Annotated in this window: 21 protein-coding genes; 14 read left to right on the plus strand and 7 right to left on the minus strand. The window is 60.4% G+C overall.

What is annotated here, in order from left to right:
• Positions 1–106: 106 nt before the first annotated feature.
• Together N6L25_RS08530 and N6L25_RS08535 are read right to left on the minus strand one after the other, a co-directional pair.
• Positions 107–1,381: an HlyC/CorC family transporter gene (locus N6L25_RS08530; RefSeq protein ID WP_271979398.1), complete on the minus strand. Its 1,275-nt coding sequence runs from the start codon at positions 1,379–1,381 to the stop codon at positions 107–109.
• A gap of 81 nt (positions 1,382–1,462) precedes the next feature.
• On the minus strand, positions 1,463–2,269 hold the full coding sequence (locus N6L25_RS08535; protein WP_271979399.1) for a cytochrome C assembly family protein: 807 nt from the start codon (positions 2,267–2,269) through the stop codon (positions 1,463–1,465).
• Between the two features lie 199 nt (positions 2,270–2,468).
• Here N6L25_RS08535 and ffh point away from each other — a divergent pair, with 199 nt between their 5' ends.
• The 13 genes from ffh (at position 2,469) to ung (ending at position 16,235) form a co-directional block, all read left to right on the plus strand.
• Positions 2,469–3,848 carry a signal recognition particle protein gene (gene ffh / locus N6L25_RS08540; protein WP_271979400.1) on the plus strand — a complete coding sequence of 460 codons (1,380 nt, stop codon included), beginning with the start codon at positions 2,469–2,471 and terminating at the stop codon, positions 3,846–3,848.
• A 153-nt stretch (positions 3,849–4,001) separates the two neighbouring features.
• A complete protein-coding gene (gene rpsP, locus N6L25_RS08545; protein WP_271979401.1) occupies positions 4,002–4,241 on the plus strand; it encodes a 30S ribosomal protein S16 in 240 nt (79 codons plus the stop codon).
• A gap of 25 nt (positions 4,242–4,266) precedes the next feature.
• The gene (gene rimM / locus N6L25_RS08550; protein WP_271979402.1) at positions 4,267–4,794 is read left to right on the plus strand and encodes a ribosome maturation factor RimM; all 528 of its coding nucleotides are present in this window, start codon (positions 4,267–4,269) and stop codon (positions 4,792–4,794) included.
• 3 nt (positions 4,795–4,797) lie between these two features.
• Positions 4,798–5,556: a tRNA (guanosine(37)-N1)-methyltransferase TrmD gene (gene trmD, locus N6L25_RS08555; protein ID WP_271979403.1), complete on the plus strand. Its 759-nt coding sequence runs from the start codon at positions 4,798–4,800 to the stop codon at positions 5,554–5,556.
• Between the two features lie 25 nt (positions 5,557–5,581).
• Complete coding sequence (gene rplS / locus N6L25_RS08560) at positions 5,582–5,938, plus strand: 50S ribosomal protein L19 (RefSeq protein WP_271979404.1); 357 nt, start codon at positions 5,582–5,584, stop codon at positions 5,936–5,938.
• A gap of 254 nt (positions 5,939–6,192) precedes the next feature.
• Positions 6,193–7,107 carry a site-specific tyrosine recombinase XerD gene (xerD, locus tag N6L25_RS08565; RefSeq protein WP_271979405.1) on the plus strand — a complete coding sequence of 305 codons (915 nt, stop codon included), beginning with the start codon at positions 6,193–6,195 and terminating at the stop codon, positions 7,105–7,107.
• 143 nt (positions 7,108–7,250) lie between these two features.
• Positions 7,251–8,009 (plus strand): DsbC family protein, encoded by a 759-nt coding sequence (locus N6L25_RS08570; RefSeq protein ID WP_271979406.1) that lies wholly within the window; start codon positions 7,251–7,253, stop codon positions 8,007–8,009.
• 175 nt (positions 8,010–8,184) lie between these two features.
• On the plus strand, positions 8,185–9,486 hold the full coding sequence (locus N6L25_RS08575; protein ID WP_271979407.1) for a homoserine dehydrogenase: 1,302 nt from the start codon (positions 8,185–8,187) through the stop codon (positions 9,484–9,486).
• A gap of 12 nt (positions 9,487–9,498) precedes the next feature.
• A complete protein-coding gene (thrC, locus tag N6L25_RS08580; RefSeq protein WP_271979408.1) occupies positions 9,499–10,899 on the plus strand; it encodes a threonine synthase in 1,401 nt (466 codons plus the stop codon).
• A gap of 16 nt (positions 10,900–10,915) precedes the next feature.
• Positions 10,916–12,661 carry a single-stranded-DNA-specific exonuclease RecJ gene (recJ, locus tag N6L25_RS08585; RefSeq protein WP_271979409.1) on the plus strand — a complete coding sequence of 582 codons (1,746 nt, stop codon included), beginning with the start codon at positions 10,916–10,918 and terminating at the stop codon, positions 12,659–12,661.
• Positions 12,662–12,816: 155 nt separating this feature from the next.
• A protein-coding gene (gene prfB / locus N6L25_RS08590; protein ID WP_271979410.1) for a peptide chain release factor 2 occupies positions 12,817–13,912 on the plus strand; the annotation gives its coding sequence in 2 pieces (ribosomal slippage) (positions 12,817–12,888 and positions 12,890–13,912; 1,095 coding nt in all).
• Between the two features lie 56 nt (positions 13,913–13,968).
• Positions 13,969–15,501, plus strand: coding sequence for a lysine--tRNA ligase (gene lysS, locus N6L25_RS08595; RefSeq protein WP_271979411.1), 1,533 nt, complete (start codon positions 13,969–13,971; stop codon positions 15,499–15,501).
• A 2-nt stretch (positions 15,502–15,503) separates the two neighbouring features.
• Positions 15,504–16,235: a uracil-DNA glycosylase gene (ung, locus tag N6L25_RS08600; protein WP_271979412.1), complete on the plus strand. Its 732-nt coding sequence runs from the start codon at positions 15,504–15,506 to the stop codon at positions 16,233–16,235.
• A 20-nt stretch (positions 16,236–16,255) separates the two neighbouring features.
• Here ung and N6L25_RS08605 read toward each other — a convergent pair whose 3' ends face one another.
• The 5 genes from N6L25_RS08605 to nadB all read right to left on the minus strand — a co-directional run bounded on the left by N6L25_RS08605 (position 16,256) and on the right by nadB (position 20,570).
• Entirely contained in the window at positions 16,256–17,089 is an 834-nt protein-coding gene (locus tag N6L25_RS08605) for an HDOD domain-containing protein (RefSeq protein ID WP_271979413.1), read from the minus strand.
• Positions 17,090–17,222: 133 nt separating this feature from the next.
• Positions 17,223–18,188 (minus strand): CAF17-like 4Fe-4S cluster assembly/insertion protein YgfZ, encoded by a 966-nt coding sequence (gene ygfZ / locus N6L25_RS08610; protein WP_271979415.1) that lies wholly within the window; start codon positions 18,186–18,188, stop codon positions 17,223–17,225.
• A 50-nt stretch (positions 18,189–18,238) separates the two neighbouring features.
• Complete coding sequence (locus tag N6L25_RS08615; RefSeq protein ID WP_271979417.1) at positions 18,239–18,706, minus strand: hypothetical protein; 468 nt, start codon at positions 18,704–18,706, stop codon at positions 18,239–18,241.
• Positions 18,672–18,926, minus strand: a complete 255-nt coding sequence (locus tag N6L25_RS08620) for an FAD assembly factor SdhE (protein WP_271979418.1) — start codon at positions 18,924–18,926, stop codon at positions 18,672–18,674. The genes N6L25_RS08615 and N6L25_RS08620 overlap by 35 nt, the downstream gene beginning before the upstream one ends.
• A gap of 39 nt (positions 18,927–18,965) precedes the next feature.
• Positions 18,966–20,570: an L-aspartate oxidase gene (gene nadB / locus N6L25_RS08625; RefSeq protein ID WP_271979419.1), complete on the minus strand. Its 1,605-nt coding sequence runs from the start codon at positions 20,568–20,570 to the stop codon at positions 18,966–18,968.
• A 214-nt stretch (positions 20,571–20,784) separates the two neighbouring features.
• On the opposite strand from nadB, the gene rpoE reads away from it, so the two are divergent.
• Positions 20,785–21,396, plus strand: coding sequence for an RNA polymerase sigma factor RpoE (gene rpoE / locus N6L25_RS08630; RefSeq protein WP_271979570.1), 612 nt, complete (start codon positions 20,785–20,787; stop codon positions 21,394–21,396).
• The last annotated feature ends 1 nt before the right edge of the window (position 21,397 follow it).

Here is a 21,397-nt window from a genome sequence, read left to right on the forward strand (position 1 = left end):
TTTCAGTGTTGAATCTGGTGCCTGTCAGGTCAAGGCTGTGCTTAAAATATGATCTTCCAACCCGTGAAGCGGCTATAACGGAATCGCATATAGCCCTGGCCACGACTCAGTGGCTGCGGCCACGACGTTTGAGTGGATGAACGATGGCGGCTTTGACGACGTTGTCCTTGATCTGCAGCACTTCGATCCGATGGTTCTCAACCCGCAGGCAGATGTTGGTCTCGGGAATGGATTCCAGGGTCTCGGTGATCAGGCCATTGAGGGTTTTGGGGCCGTCGGTAGGCAATTTCCAGCCCAGTGTCTTGTTGATGGTGCGTACGGCGGCGGTGCCGTCAATGATGTAGGTGCCGTCATCTTGCGGAATGATGTCCGGGCTGGTGGCCGCGTAATCGGTGGTGAATTCCCCGACGATCTCCTCAAGAATGTCTTCCAGGGTGGCGATGCCCAGCACTTCGCCGTACTCGTCTACCACGATGCCGAAGCGGCGCTTGCCTTTCTGGAAGTTGATTAACTGGGTGTTGAGTGGGGTGCTTTCAGGAATGAAATAGGGCTCCCGGCACAGTTGCATCAGCATGGCCTTGTTGATGTCGTCCTGCATCAGCAGCTTGGAGGTGTTGCGCAGGTGCAGTACGCCCTGAATGTTGTTGATGTCGCCCTTGTACACGGGCAGGCGGGTGTGCTGGCTGCTGCGCAGCTGCCGAATGATGGTGTCCAGATCGTCGTCCAGATCGATGCCCACCACTTCGTTCCGGGGGACGAAGATGTCGTTGACGGTGACGTTCTCCAAATCCAGGATGCTGACCAGCATGTCCTTGTGTTTGGTGGGAATCAGGGCGCCGGCTTCGTTAACCAGGGTGCGTAGCTCCTCCCGGCTGAGGTGGTCGTTGGCGGCGTCCTGCGCCGACACTCCGATCAATTTCAGGATGGCCCCAGTGAACAGGTTGACCAGCCAGACCACCGGGTAGAGGACCTTGAGCATGGGCGCCAGGGCGTGGCTGGCGGGAAAGGCGATCTTTTCTGGGAACAGCGCAGCGAGGGTTTTTGGGGTGACTTCGGCGAAAATCAGGATGACGATAGTCAGAAGCAGCGTCGCGATGGCAATGCCGGCATCGCCCCAGATCCGTATGGCAATTACGGTGGCAATAGCGGAGGCCAGTATGTTGACGAAGTTGTTGCCGATGAGGATAACGCCAATCAACTGGTCGGTGCGCTGGAGCAGGTTTTGCGCCCGTCGGGCGCCTTTGTGGCCGGTTTTCGCCAGGTGCTTCAGGCGATACCGGTTCAGCGACATCATGCCGGTCTCGGAGCTGGAGAAAAATGCGGACAGTAAAATCAGCCCCGCGAGGAGTGAAAACAGCGCCGGAAGCGATGCCTCGTTCAAGAGAGGGAATCCTTATGTTGCGGATGAGTAGCGAAAATAGGGGGTCATCGCGACTGCTGTCAAGCTTTGCGGTTGCCTGGCCTAGCCTGCGTGGTGAAACACCAGTTCCAGCACGAATTTGCTGCCATAGAAGCCAAGCATCAGCAGTGCGCAGCCGGTCAGGGTCCAGCGGCTCGCGGTGAGGCCGCGCCATCCCTTGGTGTAGCGCCCAATGAGCAGGGCTACAAACACCGCCAGCGACATCAGCGAAAAGATGGTCTTGTGGGCAATGTTCTGGGCGAACAGGTCGTTAACGAACATGGCGCCGGTGGCAATCGCCAGTACCAGCAGGACCACGCCGGCCCAGACCATTTCGAACAGCAAGGATTCCATGGTCTGTAGCGGTGGCAAGTTGCGGACCAGCAGGCTGTTGTAGTTGTGCTTGAGCTTCCGGTTCTGAAAGTAGAGCAGAGCGGCCTGGGCGGCGGCAAGGGTAAGCAGGCTGTAGGCCGTGATCGAAAGTGTGATGTGGGACAGCATCCCGTAGTTGTCGTCTGCCACCAGCCGCGATGTGGCGGGTGTCGCCAGTAGCATCAGGATGGTCAGTCCGGCCAGGGGATAGATGGCAAGAGCCAGGTTGTGGACCGGTTTGCGAATGCCCAGTGCCAGCAGCAGGGCGACGATCAGCCAGGAAATCAGCACCGAACTCTGGAAAAAGCCCAGGTCGAAGCCGCCGTCGTGATGAATAGTTTGCCAGATCAGCAGGCCGTGACTGGTCAGGGCTAGAGCGCCCACCAGGCTGATGATCGCCAGATTGGTGTGAACGCGTCCGCGAAAGCTGAGCGCCTGTAAGGCGGTGCCGACGCTGTACAGAAAGAGTGAGATCACCGCGAGAATCAGCGTTCCCATGTCGTCCTTACTTGTTGTCGATCGGGGCTTGGGGGCCTTGAGGCGTTCGAGACGGGCTCATAGGCGGGTTTGTTATTCAATGATTTGACTCGGCTGGTCGTTTAAGCGCGATAGTCTGGTTATAATGTCGCGATTGTGCAACCGGAATCAACCGGTTCCCTGTTCATGCATCCATTAATCAGGGGTACGGATTTACGCTATGTTTGAGAACCTGACAGATCGACTCTCGGGCAGTCTCCGGAAAATTTCCGGCCAGGCCCGGCTCACCGACGACAATATCAAGGACACGTTGCGGGAGGTGCGTAAAGCGCTGCTTGAAGCGGATGTGGCCTTGCCGGTGGTCAAGGCGTTCGTCGAAAGCGTGCGCAAGCGGGCGGTTGGTCAGGAGGTTCAGCGCAGCCTGACCCCGGGTCAGGTCTTTGTCCGTGTGGTCCAGCAGGAGCTGGAGCGCGTCATGGGAGAAGGCAACGAGGCGCTGAACCTGGCGGTTCAGCCCCCTGCGGTCATCATGATGGCGGGCCTGCAGGGCGCCGGTAAGACCACCACGGTTGCCAAGCTGGCGCGGCTGCTGAAAGAGCGTGAGAAGAAGTCCGTGCTGGTGGTCAGTGCCGACGTCTATCGTCCGGCCGCCATTAACCAGCTCGAGACACTGGCGAACGAGGTGGGTGTGGCGTTCCACCCCAGTAGCACCGACCAGGATCCCATTGTCATTGCTGAGGGCGCTATTGATGCCGCCCGCAAGAAGCACATCGATGTCGTCATCCTCGACACCGCGGGCCGTCTGCATGTGGACGAGCAGATGATGGGCGAGATCAAGCGGCTCCACAACGCGGTGAGCCCCGTCGAGACCTTGTTTGTAGTCGACTCCATGACCGGGCAGGACGCCGCCAACACCGCCAAGGCGTTCAATGACGCGCTGCCGCTGACCGGGGTGGTGCTCACCAAAACTGACGGTGATGCCCGCGGTGGTGCGGCATTGTCGGTTCGCCACATTACCGGGAAGCCGATCAAGTACCTCGGTGTGGGTGAGAAAAGTGACGCCCTGGAGCCGTTTCACCCGGACCGGGTGGCGTCACGGATTCTGGGTATGGGCGACGTGCTCTCCTTAATAGAAGAGGCGGAGCGTAAGCTCGACCAGAAGAAGGCTCAGAAGCTCACCGCAAAGATCAAGAAGGGCAAGAGTTTCGATCTGGAAGATTTCCGCGACCAGATCCAGCAGATGAAGAACATGGGGGGCATTGGCGGGCTGCTCGACAAACTGCCGGGTATGGGCCAGATGGCGCAGGTGGCCCAGCAGCAGGTCAATGACAAGAGTATTGGGCAGATGGAGGCGATCATCTGTTCGATGACGCCGAAAGAGCGGCGCTATCCGGATACCATTAATAATTCCCGCAAGCGCCGGATCGCCGCCGGCTCCGGTACCCAGATTCAGGACATCAACCGATTGCTGAAGCAGCATAAGCAGATGCAGAAAATGATGAAGAAATTCAGCAAGAAAGGTGCGATGGCCAATATGATGCGTGGTATGGGTGGCATGATGCCGCCGGGTGGCGGAATGCCGCCCTTTGGTCGTATGTGAAAATCAGAGGCACCCTAGGTGCATTAGCTGTTTTCTTTGGCGCTTTTTTGGCATAGAATAGCGCCCCTTTCGAGTATGGGTCTTCGTATCAGCCGTTCGCGGTCTGGTGCGAATCGTACAAAGTTCGTACAACTGAACAGGATATTGGTCGAAATGGTAACAATCCGTTTGGCTCGTGGTGGCTCCAAGAAGCGCCCGTTCTACCATCTGACAGTCACTGACAGCCGCAACTCCCGCGACGGTCGTTTTATCGAGCGTGTTGGCTTCTTCAATCCGGTTGCCCGTGGCCAGGAAGAGCGCCTGCGTGTAGATCGTGATCGCGTTAACTACTGGCTCGGCCAAGGCGCCCAGACCAGCGATCGTGTTACTCAGCTGCTGAAAGGCGCCGAGTAATTCCGATTTTGGCCGAGGTGGTGGCATGACACAGCGTTCGCAGGAAACTGTGATTGGCCGGATTTCCTCGGTGTATGGCGTCAAGGGATGGTTAAAGGTCTATTCCTATACCGATCCCATCGACGGCATTCTGAAGTACCCCGGCTGGACATTGGTCCAGGATGGGCGGCGTAAGCCGATCAAGCTTGAGGATGGTCGCCGACACGGACCGGGCATCGTCGTTAAGTTCGCCGGTGTCGGAGACCGGGATGTGGCGCGCGGTTATTGCGGCGCCGACATCGTTGTGCCGACCGAATCGTTGCCTGAGTTGCCCGAGGGTGAATTCTACTGGCACCAGCTGGAAGGATTGACGGTCTCGACGGTGTCGGGCGACTGCCTGGGTCAGGTGCATCACCTGATGGAAACCGGTTCCAACGACGTGTTGGTGGTTCGGGCGAACGCTGAGTCCATCGATCAGCGGGAACGCCTGGTTCCCTACCTCCCCGATCAGGTGGTCCGGGAGATTGATCTTGCTGCCGGAACCCTGGTGGTGGACTGGGACCCGGAGTTCTGACGGGTGTGGATCAGCGCAATTAGTCTGTTTCCGGAGATGTTCGGGGCGGTCACGGACGTTGGTGTTACCGGTCGGGCTGTTCGGGACGGTTTGCTCAAGTTCGAATGTTGGAACCCGCGTGATTTCACGCATGACCGGCATCGCACCGTGGATGATCGGCCTTATGGTGGCGGTCCGGGGATGCTGATGAAGATTCAGCCCCTGCGGGATGCCATCCATGCCGCTCGGGAGGCTGCGCCAGGTAAGGCTTGCGTGGTCTATCTTTCGCCTCAGGGTGAGACCCTGAACCAGTCGGTGGTGGAATCACTGGCGGCGGCGGAGAACCTGATTCTGGTCGCCGGGCGCTACGAAGGTGTTGATGAACGCCTGATCATGACGGAAGTCGATCGGGAGGTGTCGCTGGGCGATTTCGTGTTGTCCGGTGGCGAACTGGCAGCCATGTCAGTGATTGATGCGGTTACACGCCTCATCCCCGGAGCGCTGGGTCATGCGCAGTCGGCAGAGCAGGACTCGTTTGCCGACGGTTTGCTGGATTGTCCGCACTACACCCGACCGGAAGTTTACGAAGGTTTGGCCGTGCCGGACGTGTTACTAGGCGGTCACCATGGCCAGATCCGGCGTTGGCGACTGAAACAGTCGTTGAGGCGAACCTGGGAGCGACGCCCCGACCTGCTGGAAGAGCGGGTGTTTACGGACGAAGAGCGTGAGCTGCTGGATGAAATTTTAAATGAACCGGGTGCCTCTGAGCGATCAGGGCATTAAGAGATTGGGTATCAGGAGCAATACGATGAGCGGCAAGAACAACATCATCAGTCAGATTGAAGCAGAACAGATGACCAAGGAAATCCCAGCGTTTGCGCCGGGTGATACCGTGGTTATTCAGGTGCGCGTAACCGAAGGCAACCGCGAGCGTCTGCAGGCGTTCGAAGGCGTGGTTATCGGCAAGCGTAACCGTGGTCTGAATTCCTCCTTCACCGTTCGTAAGATTTCTTACGGCGTGGGTGTTGAGCGTACTTTCCAGACTTTCTCCAAGCTGATCGACAGCATCACCGTTAAGCGTCGCGGTGACGTGCGTCAGGCCAAGCTGTACTATCTGCGTGACCTGTCCGGTAAGGCTGCTCGTATCAAAGAGAAGCTGGGCTGATTCGCTCCACTCTGGGGTGATCGGTAAGCTGGACACTGGGTGTCCGGCACGGTCAAAAAAGGCAGCCACTGGCTGCCTTTTTTGCGTCTGGAGCGGTCCTCGGAGAAGACCGTCGATACACGGCCTGCATGCGCATTGGCTGCGCGGCGCGGATGTGGTCGCAGGCGAGTTTGTCGAAGCATGGCAGCGGACTGTGCCGGTGTGATGGCTGGCGTTGTGGCTAAGGCTGAGGTGCTGATTGACTGGGGGGTTGATTGACTGGGGCGATTAATGCGGAGGCAGCGGAACTGATTGAGCGGTTTTGCGATGCGCTCTGGCTCGAAGAGGGTCTCGGGGGGAATACCCGTTCGGCCTATCGCAGCGACTTGCAGCGTCTGGCGCAATGGTGGGCGAATCGTCAGCCCGCCAAGCCGCTATCGGCGGTCACCCGAAGCGATCTGCTGGACTGGATCTCATGGAACATGGCGGAAGGCCGGAAAAGTTCCACTGCCGCGCGTAGGCTGTCCTGTTTGCGCCGATTCTACCGATATCTGCTGCGAGAGGGGGTGATCGCGGAAGACCCCACGCTTAGCATTGACAGCCCGAAGTTGCCGAAGCGTTTGCCGGGCACACTCTCCGAATCCGACGTCGAAGCGCTGCTGGACGAACCGGACCCGGATTCCGCCATCGAGCTGCGGGATAAGGCCATGATGGAGATCCTATACGGTTGTGGTCTGCGGGTAACGGAACTGGTTACCCTGCGGGTAGACCAGGTGAATCTGCGCCAGGGGGTGGTGCGAATCACTGGCAAGGGGGGCAAGGATCGCCTCGTGCCGCTAGGGGAGGAGGGCGTCGACTGGCTCTTGCGGTACATGAAAGCCGGCCGCGCCGAGCTGCTGAAGGGGCGCGCCAGCGATGACCTTTTTCCGGGTAACCGTGCCTCCGCCATGACCCGGCAGGCGTTTTGGCACCGCATAAAACAGTATGCGGTCCGGGCGGGCATTCACCAGCACTTGTCGCCCCACACCTTGCGCCATGCCTTCGCCACCCACTTATTGAATCATGGTGCCGATCTGCGCGTGGTGCAGATGCTGCTTGGTCACTCCGATCTGTCCACCACTCAGATTTATACCCATGTTGCACGGCAACGGCTTCAGTCCTTGCATCGTGACCACCACCCGCGAGGTTAGGCAGCGTGCCCCAGGCTTGGTACAGTGGGTGGCAGCGTAAGGAATGAACTTTTGTCGCCATCTGAGGTCGCAAAAGACCCGGGATTGACCGGAACGGTCCGGTCGGCAGCCCAGAGCGCTGGGCAACAACAATAGGATCCACTATGTCGAGAACGAAGAATATCGCCCACCGGCTGCCGTCGGTGACCATGGTTCTGGCCCTGGCGGCCAGTGGTGCCTCCTGGGCGGGGGAGGTGGAAGAGGCCATCGCCAAGCGGCTGTCGGAATCGTTGCCGGCATTGGGGCGGGTGACCGTGGAGCCTTCACAGGCACCGGGGCTGTATAAGGTGGTGAGTGAGCAGAAGGAGTTGATCTACACCACGGAAGACGGTCAGTTTTTCTTCAGCGGTGAGTTGCTGCAGTTGACGGATGATGGTCTGGTCAATCTCTCGGAGAGCGCCCGAGCCGACATTCGCGTGGCGTCGCTGGCTGAGCTGGGGCAGGAAGGCATTATCCGCTTCCAGGCCGATGGCGAAGAGAAAGCGCAGATCAACGTGTTCACCGACATCGACTGTGGCTACTGCCGCAAGCTGCACAGCGAAGTGCCACAGCTCAATGCGCTCGGAATTACCGTTAATTATTACGCCTTCCCCCGTAGCGGACCCAATACCCCTTCGTTCGCCAAGTACGAGTCGGTTTGGTGCGCCGACGATCAGCAGGCCTCCATGGACGCCGCCAAGCTGGGCCAGGGTGTCGCATCTGCCAGCTGCGCCAACCCGGTGCTGGAGCAGTATCGGTTGGGGCGGCAGCTGGGTGTTACCGGTACTCCGGCCATTGTGCTGGAAGACGGCAACATGATTCGCGGCTATGTGCCTGCGGAACAGTTGGCGAAGGGGCTCGGGCTTTCTGGTGTCGCGCAGTAGATTAGCGAATCAGGCAGACGGGACACTAAATCCGCATTTGCTGGCGGTCCTAACACAACTGGCTGCTTAATCGGTATACTAGGCGGCTCCAAAACTACGGAGTCGGCCGAATGGCTGTGGTTGACCACCTCAGCGGTTTGCGGGCTTTCCAACCATCAGGAACAGAGGTGAAAGATTGAAAGACGTCAATGTCGGAATCTGCGGGCTGGGTACGGTAGGTGGCGGTACCTTTAATGTACTGAACCGGAACGCCAGCCAGATTGCTGGCCGGGCGGGCTGCAATATTCGAATCAGCCGGGTCGCGAGTCGCACCGAGCGGACCGATTTCGATCTGGGCGACATTCCTTTCACCACCGACATCTTCGATGTGGTCAATGATCCTGACGTGGACATCGTCATCGAGCTGATCGGCGGTTATGAAACCGCCAAAGAGCTGGTGATGGCGGCCATCAAGAACGGTAAACACGTGGTCACCGCCAATAAGGCCCTGATCGCCGTGCATGGCAACGAGATTTTCGAGGCCGCCGAAGCGAAAGGGGTGATTGTCGCGTTCGAGGCTGGCGTAGCGGGCGGCATCCCGGTCATTAAGGCCATGCGAGAGGGCCTGGCGGCCAATCGCATCGACTGGATTGCGGGCATCATCAATGGCACTGGCAACTTCATTCTCACCGAAATGCGTGCCGGACGGGAATTTGGCGATGTGCTCAAGGAAGCGCAGCAGCTCGGGTATGCGGAAGCGGACCCGACCTTTGACGTTGAAGGGATCGACGCCGCCCACAAGCTGACCATCCTCGCCTCCACCGGATTTGGCGTGCCGTTGCAGTTTGAGCGGGCCTACACCGAGGGCATCTCGAAGATCACCCCATACGACATTGCCCATGCCGAAATGCTCGGCTACCGGATCAAGCATCTGGGGATCGCACGCCGTCGCGGGAATGGCATTGAGCTGCGCGTGCACCCGACCCTGGTGCCCCAGGGGCATCTGATCGCCCAGGTGGACGGGGTGTTGAATGCGGTATTGGTGGACGGCGATGCCGTGGGCCAGACCCTGTATTACGGACCTGGCGCCGGTGATGAGGCAACGGCGTCCGCCGTTATTGCCGACGTCGTGGACGTGGCTCGTGCCGTGGCCACCGATAGCTCCCACCGGGTGCCGTATCTGGGCTTCTCCCAGGGCGCGCTGGAAGACTTGCCCGTGCTGCCGATGGAAGACATTCAGTCCGCCTACTATTTGCGGATTCAGGCGGAGGACCATCCGGGCGTGCTGGCGAAGGTGGCTTCGATCCTCAGTGAACATGGTATCAATATTGAGTCCATCGTCCAGAAGGAATCCGAGTTGGAGGATGGCAAGATCCCCGTCATCATCCTGACTCACACCGTACAGGAGCGCCAGGTTAACCGGGCGATCGAGGATATCGAGGCGCTGGCCGACATCGTAGGCCAGGTCGTGCGTATCCGTGCAGAAAATTTCAGTTAACAGGAATACAGCGTGAGATATATCAGTACACGGGGCGAGGCCCCCGCCCTGGGGTTTGAGGATGTTCTGCTGACCGGCCTGGCCGGCGATGGTGGTCTCTACGTACCGGAGTCGCTGCCGCACTTCAGCCTGGAGGAGATCCGCAGCTGGCGTGGTCTGTCATACAGCGAACTCGCCTTCAATGTGATGCACCCGTTCGTCGACGACGCCATTCCGGCGGACGATTTCCGGGCGATGCTGGATGAGACCTACCAGAAGTTTTCCCATACGGCGGTTGCTCCGCTGGTGCAGCTGGACTGCAATGAGTGGGTGATGGAACTGTTCCGTGGCCCGACTCTGGCGTTCAAGGATTTCGCCTTGCAGTTGCTCGGTCGCCTGCTCGACTATGTGCTGGAGAAGCGCAAGCAACACGTGGTGATCATGGGTGCGACGTCCGGCGACACCGGGTCCGCGGCCATCGAGGGCTGTCGGCATTGTGAACACGTCGACATCTTTATTCTCCATCCCCATGAGCGGGTGTCCGAAGTGCAGCGTCGCCAGATGACCACCGTTCTGGGTGACAACATCCACAACATTGCGGTGCGCGGCAACTTCGACGACTGCCAGCGGATGGTCAAGGAAAGTTTCGGTGATCAGTCGTTCCTGGGGGGCAAGACCCAGCTGGCGGCGGTGAACTCCATCAACTGGGCGCGGATCATGGCCCAGATCGTTTACTACTTCCAGGCGTCTCTCGCCCTTGGCGGCCCGGATCGCAGTCTGGCGTTCTCGGTGCCGACCGGTAACTTTGGCGATATTTTTGCCGGTTACCTGGCCAAGAAGATGGGATTGCCCATTTCCCAGCTGGTGATTGCCACTAATCGCAACGACATCCTGCACCGCTTCATGAGCGGCAACAAGTATGAGCAGCACCAGCTGGAACATACCCTGTCGCCGAGCATGGACATCATGGTGTCCAGTAATTTCGAGCGACTGCTGTTCGACCTGCACGGGCGTGACGGCGCCGCCGTGAGGGATTTGCTGGAACGTGCCCAGCAGGGCCCTGTGAGCATTGAGGACTATCGCTGGCGCAATGCCCGCAAGCTGTTTGACAGTGACGCGGTGGATGACCGTAACACCTGCGACACCATTCGCCAGGTGTATGAGCAGAACGAATACCTGCTGGATCCCCACACCGCCATCGGCGTACGCGCGGCCCGGAACTGTCGCCGGGATGCCAGTGTTCCCATGGTTACCCTGGGCACCGCCCATCCGGCCAAGTTCCCGGATGCCATTGCCGAAGCCGGTTTGAGCGTCAAGCCCCAGCTGCCGGCCCATATGGCCGATCTGTTCGAACGGGAGGAGCGTTGCACCGTGCTGGACAACGACCTGGCCGCGGTGCAGTCGTTCATGGCTGACCACTGGAAGCACGCTTAACGGTAACTTGGTCCCTATGACCCCGAAAAAGATCGTACGTCGCCCCCTTCCGGCCTCAGCGCCGGAATGGGGTGGGCAAATCCCCCCCCTGCTGCGTCGGCTGTATGCCTCGCGCGGCGTCACTTCCGATCAACAACTTAGCTATGCCTTGAAGCAACTGGCGTCGCCGCTGGAACTGCGTGGCATTGAGCGGGCGGTGGCGTTGTTGGCCGAAGCCATTCGGAGTCATCAGCGGGTGCTGGTGTTGGGCGACTTTGACGCCGATGGCGCCACCAGCACGGCGGTGGCGGTGCTTGGGCTATCGATGCTGGGGCTCGGGGATGTGGATTTCCGGGTGCCCAGCCGTTTTGCCGATGGCTATGGCCTGACCCCGGGCATTCTCCATCGGCTGCGGGACGAAGGCGCCTTGCCGGATCTGCTGGTCACGGTGGATAACGGTATCTCCGCCCTTGAAGGCGTGGCGGTTGCCCGGGAGATGGGGGTTAAGGTGTTGATTACCGATCATCACCTGGCTGGCGAATCGCTGCCTGACGCTGACGCCATCGTAAACCCCAATCAGCCGGGCTGCCCGTTTCTCAGCAAAAATGCTGCCGGCGTGGGGGTGATGTTCTACGTGCTCACCGCCCTGCGGCGTCATTTGCGGGAGGCCGGCGACTTGCCCGAGCCCGAGCCCAATTTGGGCTCTCTGCTGGACCTGGTGGCGCTCGGCACCGTGGCCGATGTGGTGCCTCTGGATCACAACAACCGTATTTTTGTGGAACAGGGGCTGCGCCGCATCCGCCAGGGTCAGGCCCGTCCGGGAATCCTGGCGCTGCTGGAGGTGGCTGGCCGGGATCACAGCGCCATCAGCGCCACCGATCTCGGGTTTGTGGTCGGGCCGCGCCTCAATGCCGCCGGGCGTCTGGACGACATGAGTGTGGGCATTGCCTGTCTGCTTGCGGACGGAGCGGATGAGGCGCGGCGGCTGGCAACCGAGCTGGACACCTTCAATCGTGAACGGCGCACCATCGAGCGGGACATGAAAAGCCAGGCCCAGGATCTGCTGGCCTCCATGTCGCTGGATCTGGACGGCCTGCCCTGGGGGTTGGCGCTGTTCGATCCCCAGTGGCATCAGGGCGTGATCGGTATCCTGGCGGCGCGATTGCGGGAGCAGACCCATCGCCCGGTGATTGCGTTTGCGCCCAGTGAGGATGGCGAGGAGCTCAAAGGCTCTGCGCGGTCGATTCCGGGCTTGCACATTCGGGATGTACTGGCGGCGGTGGACACCCGCCACCCTGGCATCCTGAAGAAGTTCGGCGGCCACGCCATGGCCGCTGGCATGACCATCGCCGCTCAGGACCTGGAGGCCTTTGCCGCCGCTTTCGATGCAGCGGTACGGGATGCCATCACCGCTGCCGATCTGGAGGCGGTAATCACCACCGACGGCCCGTTAGCGCCGGAGGAATTGACCCTGGAAACCGCCAATCTGCTCCGGCGGGCGGGACCCTGGGGACAGCATTTCCCCGAGCCGCTGTTCGACGGTGAATTCCAGGTCATCAGCCAGCGCGTTGTCGGCCAGAATCATCTCAAGCTGGTGTTGCGCCCGGCCACCGGTGGCGAGGTGGTGGACGCCATTGCCTTCAACACCGGGGCCGAGGTGCCGGACTATACCGCAACCGGAGCGCGAGCGGTGTACAAGCCAGATGCCAACACCTTCCGTGGCCGCACTTCGCTGCAGTTGCTGATCGACTACCTGGAGCCAGCCTCGGCCCCGCTGGGCTGATTGGCGGGAATCTTCGGTTCTCGCCGTCGGCGCAGGCTGATTTGCCCCCGGATTTCCGTTAAAATGCCGCGTCTGATCGATTGCGCTCGCGCCACCCTTTTTTGTTAGCTGGTGAATGGCGAGCACCACATTTCCCGAAGGTGAGAAGCGGTTTCATGGAAATCAATCCCATTGTGACGAAGATTAAAGAACTTCGTGAGCGCACTGATGCGCTTAGGGGGTACCTTTGACTACGACCACCGAAGTGAACGGCTGGTTGAAGTAGAGCGCGAACTGGAAGAGCCCACGGTGTGGGACAACCCGGAACGGGCCCAGGGGCTGGGCAAGGAGCGTTCGGACCTGGAGCTGATCGTCAAGACCATCGACAACCTGACGTCCGGCCTGGAAGACGCCGAAGGCCTGTTGGAAATCGCGGTGGAAGAAGACGACGAAGCCACTGCCGAAGAGATTACCTCCGATCTCGAAGCGCTTGACGGCGAACTGCAGAAGCTGGAATTCCGGCGCATGTTCTCCGGCGAAATGGACGCCAACAACGCCTACCTCGATATCCAGGCCGGTTCCGGTGGCACCGAAGCCCAGGACTGGGCCAATATGTTGCTGCGCATGTTTTTGCGCTGGGGTGAGCGCCACGGCTTCAAGACCGAAATTGTCGAAGCCCAGGACGGTGAGGTTGCCGGCATCAAGAGTGCCACGGTGCATTTCCAAGGCGACTATGCCTATGGCTGGCTGCGTACCGAAACCGGAGTTCACCGTCTGGTGCGTAAATCCCCGTTCGATTCCGGCAATCGTCGTCACACCTCCTTCTCCTCCGTGTTTGTCTCGCCGGAAGTGGATGACAGCTTCGAGATCGAGATCAACCCCGCCGATCTGCGGGTTGATGTCTACCGCGCCTCCGGGGCGGGTGGTCAGCACGTTAACCGGACCGAGTCCGCGGTGCGACTGACCCACAACCCCACCGGCATCGTGGTGGCCTGTCAGGCCGGTCGCAGTCAGCATCAGAACAAGGACCAGGCCATGAAACAGCTCAAGGCCAAGCTGTTCGAGTTCGAAATGCAGAAGCGTAACGCCGAGAAGCAGAAACTTGAAGATTCCAAGGCCGACATCGGCTGGGGTAGCCAGATCCGCTCTTATGTCCTCGACGACAGCCGGGTCAAGGACCTGCGTACCAAGGTGGAAACCAGCAACACCCAGGCCGTGCTGGATGGCGATATCGACAAGTTCATCGAAGCCAGTCTCAAGATGGCACTGTAAGCCGAACCGAGCGATCAACGAATTTACTTTATAGACCCGACTGTTAGTGAGAGACCATGACTGAGCAAACGCCGAACGACGTCCAGCAGGAAGAAAACCGACTGATTGCAGAACGTCGTGCCAAGCTGGCGGAATTGCGCGAACAAGGTGCGCCGTTCCCCAACGATTTCCGTCGCGACGCCACTGCCGCCGAGTTGCAGGAGCAATACGGCGACAAGAGCAAGGAAGAGCTGGAATCGCTGGGCGTCCAGGTGGCGATTGCCGGTCGTTTGATGCTGGATCGCAAGGCCTTCAAAGTGGTTCAGGACATGTCCGGCCGGATTCAGATTTACGCCGCCAAGGACATTCAGAAAGCCACCAAACACTGGGACCTGGGGGACATTGTGGGGGTGCGCGGCACCCTGGCCAAGTCCGGCAAGGGCGATCTCTATGTCAACATGGACGAGTACCGGCTGCTGACCAAATCCCTGCGACCCCTGCCGGAAAAGCACAAGGGTCTGACGGATACCGAGACTCGCTACCGTCAGCGTTACGTTGACCTGATGACCAACGAGGACAGTCGTCGGGTGTTCCTGGCACGTTCCCAAGTCATCAACTGCATTCGCAATTACTTCGCGGCGCGGGATTTCATCGAAGTTGAAACGCCGATGCTGCAGGTGATTCCCGGCGGCGCCACCGCGCGACCGTTCGTCACCCACCACAATGCCCTGGACATCGACATGTACCTGCGCATCGCGCCGGAGCTGTATCTCAAGCGCCTGGTGGTCGGTGGCTTCGAACGGGTGTTCGAGATCAACCGCAATTTCCGTAACGAAGGACTGTCCACGCGTCACAACCCTGAGTTCACCATGCTGGAGTTCTATCAGGCCTACGCCGATTACAACGACCTGATGGATCTCACCGAGGATATGCTGCGGGAAACCGCCAGGGCGGTCACCGGCGGCGATGTGGTGGTGAACACGCGACCGTTGCCGGACGGTGAGGTGGAGACCATCGAGTACAACTTTGGTCAGCCGTTCGACCGACTGACCGTGGTGGAGGCGATCCTCAAGTACAACCCGGAACTCACCGCTGAGCAACTGGCGGATGACGCCAGCGCCCGTCAGGTGGCCGCAGGATTGGGTATCCCGCTGAAAGACAGCTGGGGGCTGGGCAAGGTGCAGATCGAGATCTTCGAGGCCACCGCCGAGCACCGGCTGATGCAGCCCACCTTCATCACCGAATACCCCACCGAAGTGTCTCCGCTGGCACGTCGTTCGGACGCCAACCCGTTCGTGACCGAGCGATTCGAGTTCTTCGTCGGGGGGCGTGAAATCGCCAATGGCTTCTCTGAGCTCAATGACGCCGAAGATCAGGCGGAACGATTCCGCGCCCAGGTGGCGGAGAAGGACGCCGGCGACGACGAGGCGATGTTCTACGATGAGGATTACATCACCGCACTGGAATACGGCCTGCCGCCGACGGCTGGCGAGGGCATCGGCATCGACCGGTTGGCCATGTTGTTGACCGACTCGCCGTCCATCCGCGACGTGATCCTGTTCCCGGCGATGCGGCCGGAGCATAAGGCCAACACCAGCAAGGACGACTGAAGGTGAGTTCGGTCCAGGCACTGGCATGCCAGCTCCGCTCCGATCGGGGCTGGTCCGAACACCTGGCGGGGGAATTTGAACAGCCCTATATGCAGGCCCTGGCTGACTTCCTGGCGGCCGAAGAAGCGGCCGGCAAGGTGCTTTACCCGGCCAGCCAGCACTGTTTCAATGCCCTCAACAGCACCCCGCTGGATCAGGTGTCGGTGGTGATTTTGGGTCAGGACCCCTATCACGGCGCCGGCCAGGCCCACGGCCTGTGCTTTAGTGTGCGCCCGGACGTACCGCCACCGCCCTCTCTGGTCAATATCTTCAAGGAGCAGCAGGCGGATATTGGTATCACCGTACCGGACCACGGCTGCCTGCAGCCCTGGGCTGAGCAGGGGGTGTTGTTGCTCAACAGTGTGTTGACGGTGGTGCAGGGTCAGGCGGGCGCCCATCAGGGGCAGGGCTGGGAAACCTTTACCGACCGGGTGATCGATGTCATCAATCGGGAACGGCAGGGCGTGGTGTTTCTGTTATGGGGCAGTTACGCCCGCAAGAAAGGCCGGATGATTGATCGCCAGTGCCACCTGGTGCTGGAGGGGCCTCATCCGTCGCCGCTGAGTGCCTATCGTGGTTTCTTCGGTTGTCGGCACTTTTCCCAGGCCAACGACTGGCTGCGGCAACAGGGGCGGCCACCGGTCGATTGGCAGCTGCCGTCGCAGCAAACGCTGTTGACCCGGTATCGAAAATAGCCATGCCAGGCCGCGGCTGATTACTGCAGCAGGGCCATGGCGGCTTCCATTTCGGCGTTGAGATCTTCCTCTTCGCTCATATCGATGTCCGGGTCCAGGCCCAGGCGTGCGAATGCGGAAACCGCTTTCCAGTCCATTTCTGTCCAGGGGTGTTCTGTTCCGGCAACCAACTGCAGATTGGCGACCATTACCAGATCGGCGTAGTCCGCCTTGTCGGTTTGGCGCAGGAAGTTGGTGTACTCCTGGGGTACCGACTGCAATTCAGGGGAGAAATCCCATTTCTTCAGAATCATGCCACCGATGCGTGGATGCAGCTCGTCAACCACCTTGTCCAGCATCAGGCCGCTGATCTGGATGTCGTTATCCTCGACGTAGCGCAGGATGGGCAAGACCCCGATCAGATGCACCAGCCCCGCCAGGGTGGCCTGATCTGGCTTGAGGCGGGTGTAGTGCTGGGCCAACACGTGGCAGATGCCCGCCACTTCGGTACTGGTCTGCCAGGTGGTGCGAAGGCGTCTGTCGATCATGTCCGAGGTGGCCTGAAACATCTGTTCCATGGCCAGGCCCATGGCCAGGTTGCTGGTATAGGCCATGCCGAGACGGCTGACTGCGGCATTCAGGTTTTCGATAGCGCGGGAGCCGCGAAACAGGGGGCTGTTGCACACCCGGATCAGGCGCGCCGACAGGGCGGTGTCGCTGCTGATGACTTTGACCAGGTCATTGATCGATGAATCGTCGGATTCGGCGATGTCGCGGACCTTCAGGGCGGCTTCAGGCAGCGTTGGTAAAACCAGCTTGTCTTTCTCGATGGCCTCGGCTAGGTCTTGAGTGATGGTCTCGACGATCGTTGACATAATCAGTGGGAATCCATGCGCTGATTGTTTGCGAAGAGCCCCGCTGAAGGCGGGGCGCTCCAAGGACTCCTAAGTTATAGCAAATTCTTCCCCGACTGCCTGTCAACTTATGTATCCAGAGCCTTCCTGGACGCTAACGTTCGCTGACGGTGTAGGGTAGGGGCATCGGCGTCAGGGTGGGGCCGCCCTGGCCGAGGCACAGCTGCGCCTGCTCGGCGTCATGGCGAACCACCGCCAGCAACTCGGTAAAGCCATCCGCCAGCGGGCAGGCATTCACCACCTCGCCGACTTCCCGCTCTCCGGCAACGACGGGGCTTCCGGCAGCCGCGGCACAGGTTTCAGCCCGGAACCGGAACAGACTCTTCTTCAGCTGTCCCAGGTAGTGCATGCGTGCGACCACTTCCTGGCCGGTGTAGCAGCCCTTCTTGAAGTGAATGCCGTCCAGGTGCTGCCAATTCAGCATTTGTGGCACATAGGCGCCCTGGCTGGTGGGCGTCAGCCGGGCGACCCCGGCAGCGATTTCCGAGGCACGCCAGTTGGTGGGGCTGGTGACTGGCGCCTGCGCGAAGATGGCGGCCAGTTCCTCGGATAGCGGCCCGGATTGCCAGAATTCGAAGCGCGCCAGACCCTCGGCGGTGTCCTGGCTGCGGATCAACCGATGGGGGCCGATGGCCAGGGTGTCGCCGGCTGCCTTCAATTGGCCTGTTACTTTCGGCGCCAGCCGTTGGGCGATGTCGGTACCAAGCAGACCCATCAGGCGAGCCTCCGGAATCGGTGACATGGTGGTGCCGCGAAACAGCATCAAATATTTGCCTAGCTGGCGTTGGATATCGTCTGCGATATCGCTGGGCAAGCACAACAGAATGTCCTCGTCCTGGCGAACTAGGCGGGTCAGGCAGTAGGCCCGGCCTTTGGGGGTGCAGGCAGCGGCCCGGGGGGAGCGGGTGTTACTGACTTCGTCCAGGTTCTGGCTGAACTGACCCTGCAGGAAATCCCGGGTGCCGGGACCGGTAACCCTGACTATGTGTTCGTCCGCAAGTACGGCGTAGCCACTGGCGGGAAGGGGGCTGTCGGCAACGGGCTGGTTGGATTCGGTCATGGGGGGTCTCCCGACGGTAGTGGTGTGCGGTGTTGCTGTAAGGGCTGAGCTCAGCGGGGTGACCGCAGTCTTAACCAGACTCGGAGCTGGCGGAATGGCTCAGGTTCCACATTGCTGCAGCTGTCGCCATAGTGAACCAGAACCAGGGTTCTGGACCAGAGCCGGACGGCCGGAGACGAGACTTTTACCAGCGCCAGACGGCCGCCGAGGCGACTGTCCGGACTGGGGGTTACTGGCAGTTGGCGGCCGTCGCCAAGTTGCGCCCAGAGTTCGTTGCCAAGGAGGCTCAGGCCGACGATGGCTCCGCGACCGCGCAGCAGACCACAGCGGTGGAACTGAACGAGGCCCCCGGCCAGGGCGAGTGGCGCCAGCAGGGCCAAAGCCGCTGGCCCCTGGCTGGCCATCGCCAGTGTTGCCAGGCCCAGGGCGAACCAGGGGGCCGCGGCGATCAGTCCCGCAGCCAGGCTGGGGGACAGCCTTAGCTCAGTCCGGTTGGACACGGCTGAGAATGAGGTCAACGATGCGTTGCAGGTCCGGATCTTCCGGGCGGCTGCGCTGCATGAACCACTCGAACATATCGGTGTCCTCGCAGTCCAGCAGCTTGCGGTAACGGGCCTGGTCTTCCTCCGGCAGGTCCCGATACGCTTCCTTGAGGAAGGGCAGCAGGAGCACGTCCAGCTCCAGCATGCCCCGGCGGCTGTGCCAGAACAGACGGTTGAATTCGGTGTTATCAGACATCGGAGATCTCGTGTTGGGTCAGTGGCCGCTGCGCGCCCATCAGGGGGCAACGGTGCGATAGGTCGTGGGCACCAGGAGGGTGTCCTTCACTTCCGGCGACAGGCCCGGGTAATCGAGGGTGTAGTGCAGGCCTCGGCTTTCCTTGCGTTGTAGCGCGGAGCAGATAATCAGGTCGGACACGGTGACCAGGTTACGCAGCTCCAGCAGGTCGTTGGAGACCCGGTAATTGCTGTAGAATTCACCGATCTCGCTGGCCAGCAGGTCGACCCGGTGCTTCGCCCGCTGCAGGCGTTTGCTGGTGCGGACTATGCCCACATAATCCCACATGAAGTGGCGCAGCTCGTCCCAGTTGTGGGAGATCACCACGTCTTCGTCGGAATCCCGAACCTGGGATTCGTCCCATTCAGGCGCCTCCGGTGGCGCAGGAATGTCGTGTTCGCGGCGGGCGATGTCCGCCGCTGCCGCCCGGCCATAAACCAGGCATTCCAGCAAGGAGTTGCTGGCCATCCGGTTGGCGCCGTGCAGGCCGGTAAAGGCGGCTTCGCCCACCACGTACAGCTGGTTTATGTCAGAGCGCGCCCGATGGTCCGTCACAATACCGCCACAGGTGTAGTGGGCGGCGGGAACCACCGGAATCGGGTCGCGGGTAATGTCGATGCCGAAGCCAAGGCACTTCTCGTAGATGGTCGGGAAGTGCTGCTTGATGAAGTCGGCCGGTTTGTGGCTGATGTCGAGGTAGAGGTGATCGGCTCCGAGCCGTTTCATTTCGTGGTCGATGGCGCGGGCCACAATGTCCCGTGGCGCCAGTTCGGCCCGATTGTCGAAGCGGTCCATGAAACGGGAGCCGTCCGGCAGCAACAGGTGGCCACCTTCGCCCCGGACTGCCTCGGTAATCAGGAACGACTTGGCGTGGGGGTGGTACAGGCAGGTGGGATGGAACTGGTTGAACTCCATATTGGCCACCCGGCAACCGGCGCGCCAGGCCATGGCAATGCCGTCACCGGACGCGCCATCGGGATTGGTGGTGTAACGGTAGGCCTTGCTGGCGCCACCGGTGGCGATAACCGTGACGCGGGCTCGGAACAGCTCCACGTGGTTGGTCTCGAGATTGAGGATGTAGGCCCCGATGCACCGGTTGCCCGGCAGCGACAGCTTGCGGTTGGTGATCAGGTCCACGGCCACCCGTTGCGACATCAGGTCGATGTTGGTGCGGGCCGCCGCCTGTTCGGTCAGGGTGCTGGAGACCGCATGGCCGGTGGCGTCGGCGGCATGGATGATCCGACGGTGGCTGTGTCCGCCTTCCCGGGTCAGGTGCAGCTTGGCGTTCTCGTCGCGGGTGAACTGCACGCCGCTGTCGATGAGCCAGTCGATGCTCTCCCTGGCATGTTCGACCGTGAAACGCACGGCGTCTTCATGGCACAGGCCGGCACCGGCAGTGAGGGTGTCACTGATGTGATGCTCCACTGAGTCCTCGCTGTCGAGCACGGCGGCAATGCCTCCCTGTGCCCAGAGCGTGGCGCCGCTGCTGATATCCGCCTTGCTGATGACGGCGATGCGAAGATGGCGGGGAAGATTCAGTGCAACGGTCAAGCCGGCGGCACCGCTGCCGACTATCAGGACATCGTAATCGTAAGGCTGTGGCATTGGGTCTGGATCAGGGGCCATAATGTGAAGGTGTATTGAACTAAACTTTGTGCCTGCTGTCTATTTGGCCAGACGGGGCACGGCGCATTTCAGGTGCCGTGAACGGGTTTAATGACCACTCCTAACTGCCGGATAACAGATCAGGATGACACTTACAGACAAACAACTCGCAGGCCCTCTGGCCGCTAACCGAGTGAACCCCGGCAACCCACCCATGACCGCCGAGTCCAGCAAACGTGTTGATCAACCCCCTGACAGCCAAACCGACCTACAATTGGTGCGGAAGGTCCGTCACGGTGATCGGGCCGCGTTCGACCTGCTGGTCATCAAATACCAATCACGGGTTGCTTCAATCATCAGTCGCTATGTCTATGACAGCCAGGAGGTAATGGACCTGGCCCAGGAAACCTTCGTCAAGGCCTATCGCGCCATCGACCGGTTCCGTGGCGACAGCGCATTCTACACCTGGCTCTACCGAATTGCCGTCAATACCGCCAAAAACTATCTGGAGGCCCGTGGCCGTCGTCCACAGGGCAGTGCCGATGCGGCGGATGCGGAAAATTTTGACGACGGCAGCCGCCTGCGTGACACCGCGTCGCCGGAGCGAGAACTGCAACGGGACCAGTTGCAGCAGGAACTGAGCCGTGCCATAGCGAATTTGCCGGAGGAATTACGTTCGGCCTTTTTACTCAGGGAGTACGACGGGCTGAGTTATGAAGACATTGCTCGTATTCTGGAATGCCCGATTGGTACCGTCAGATCGCGGATCTTTCGGGCACGTGATGCAGTGGATCGGCAACTGGGGCCGTTATTGGCGACCAGTTAAG

Source organism: Marinobacter sp. SS21, assembly GCF_028369065.1.
GTDB lineage: Bacteria > Pseudomonadota > Gammaproteobacteria > Pseudomonadales > Oleiphilaceae > Marinobacter.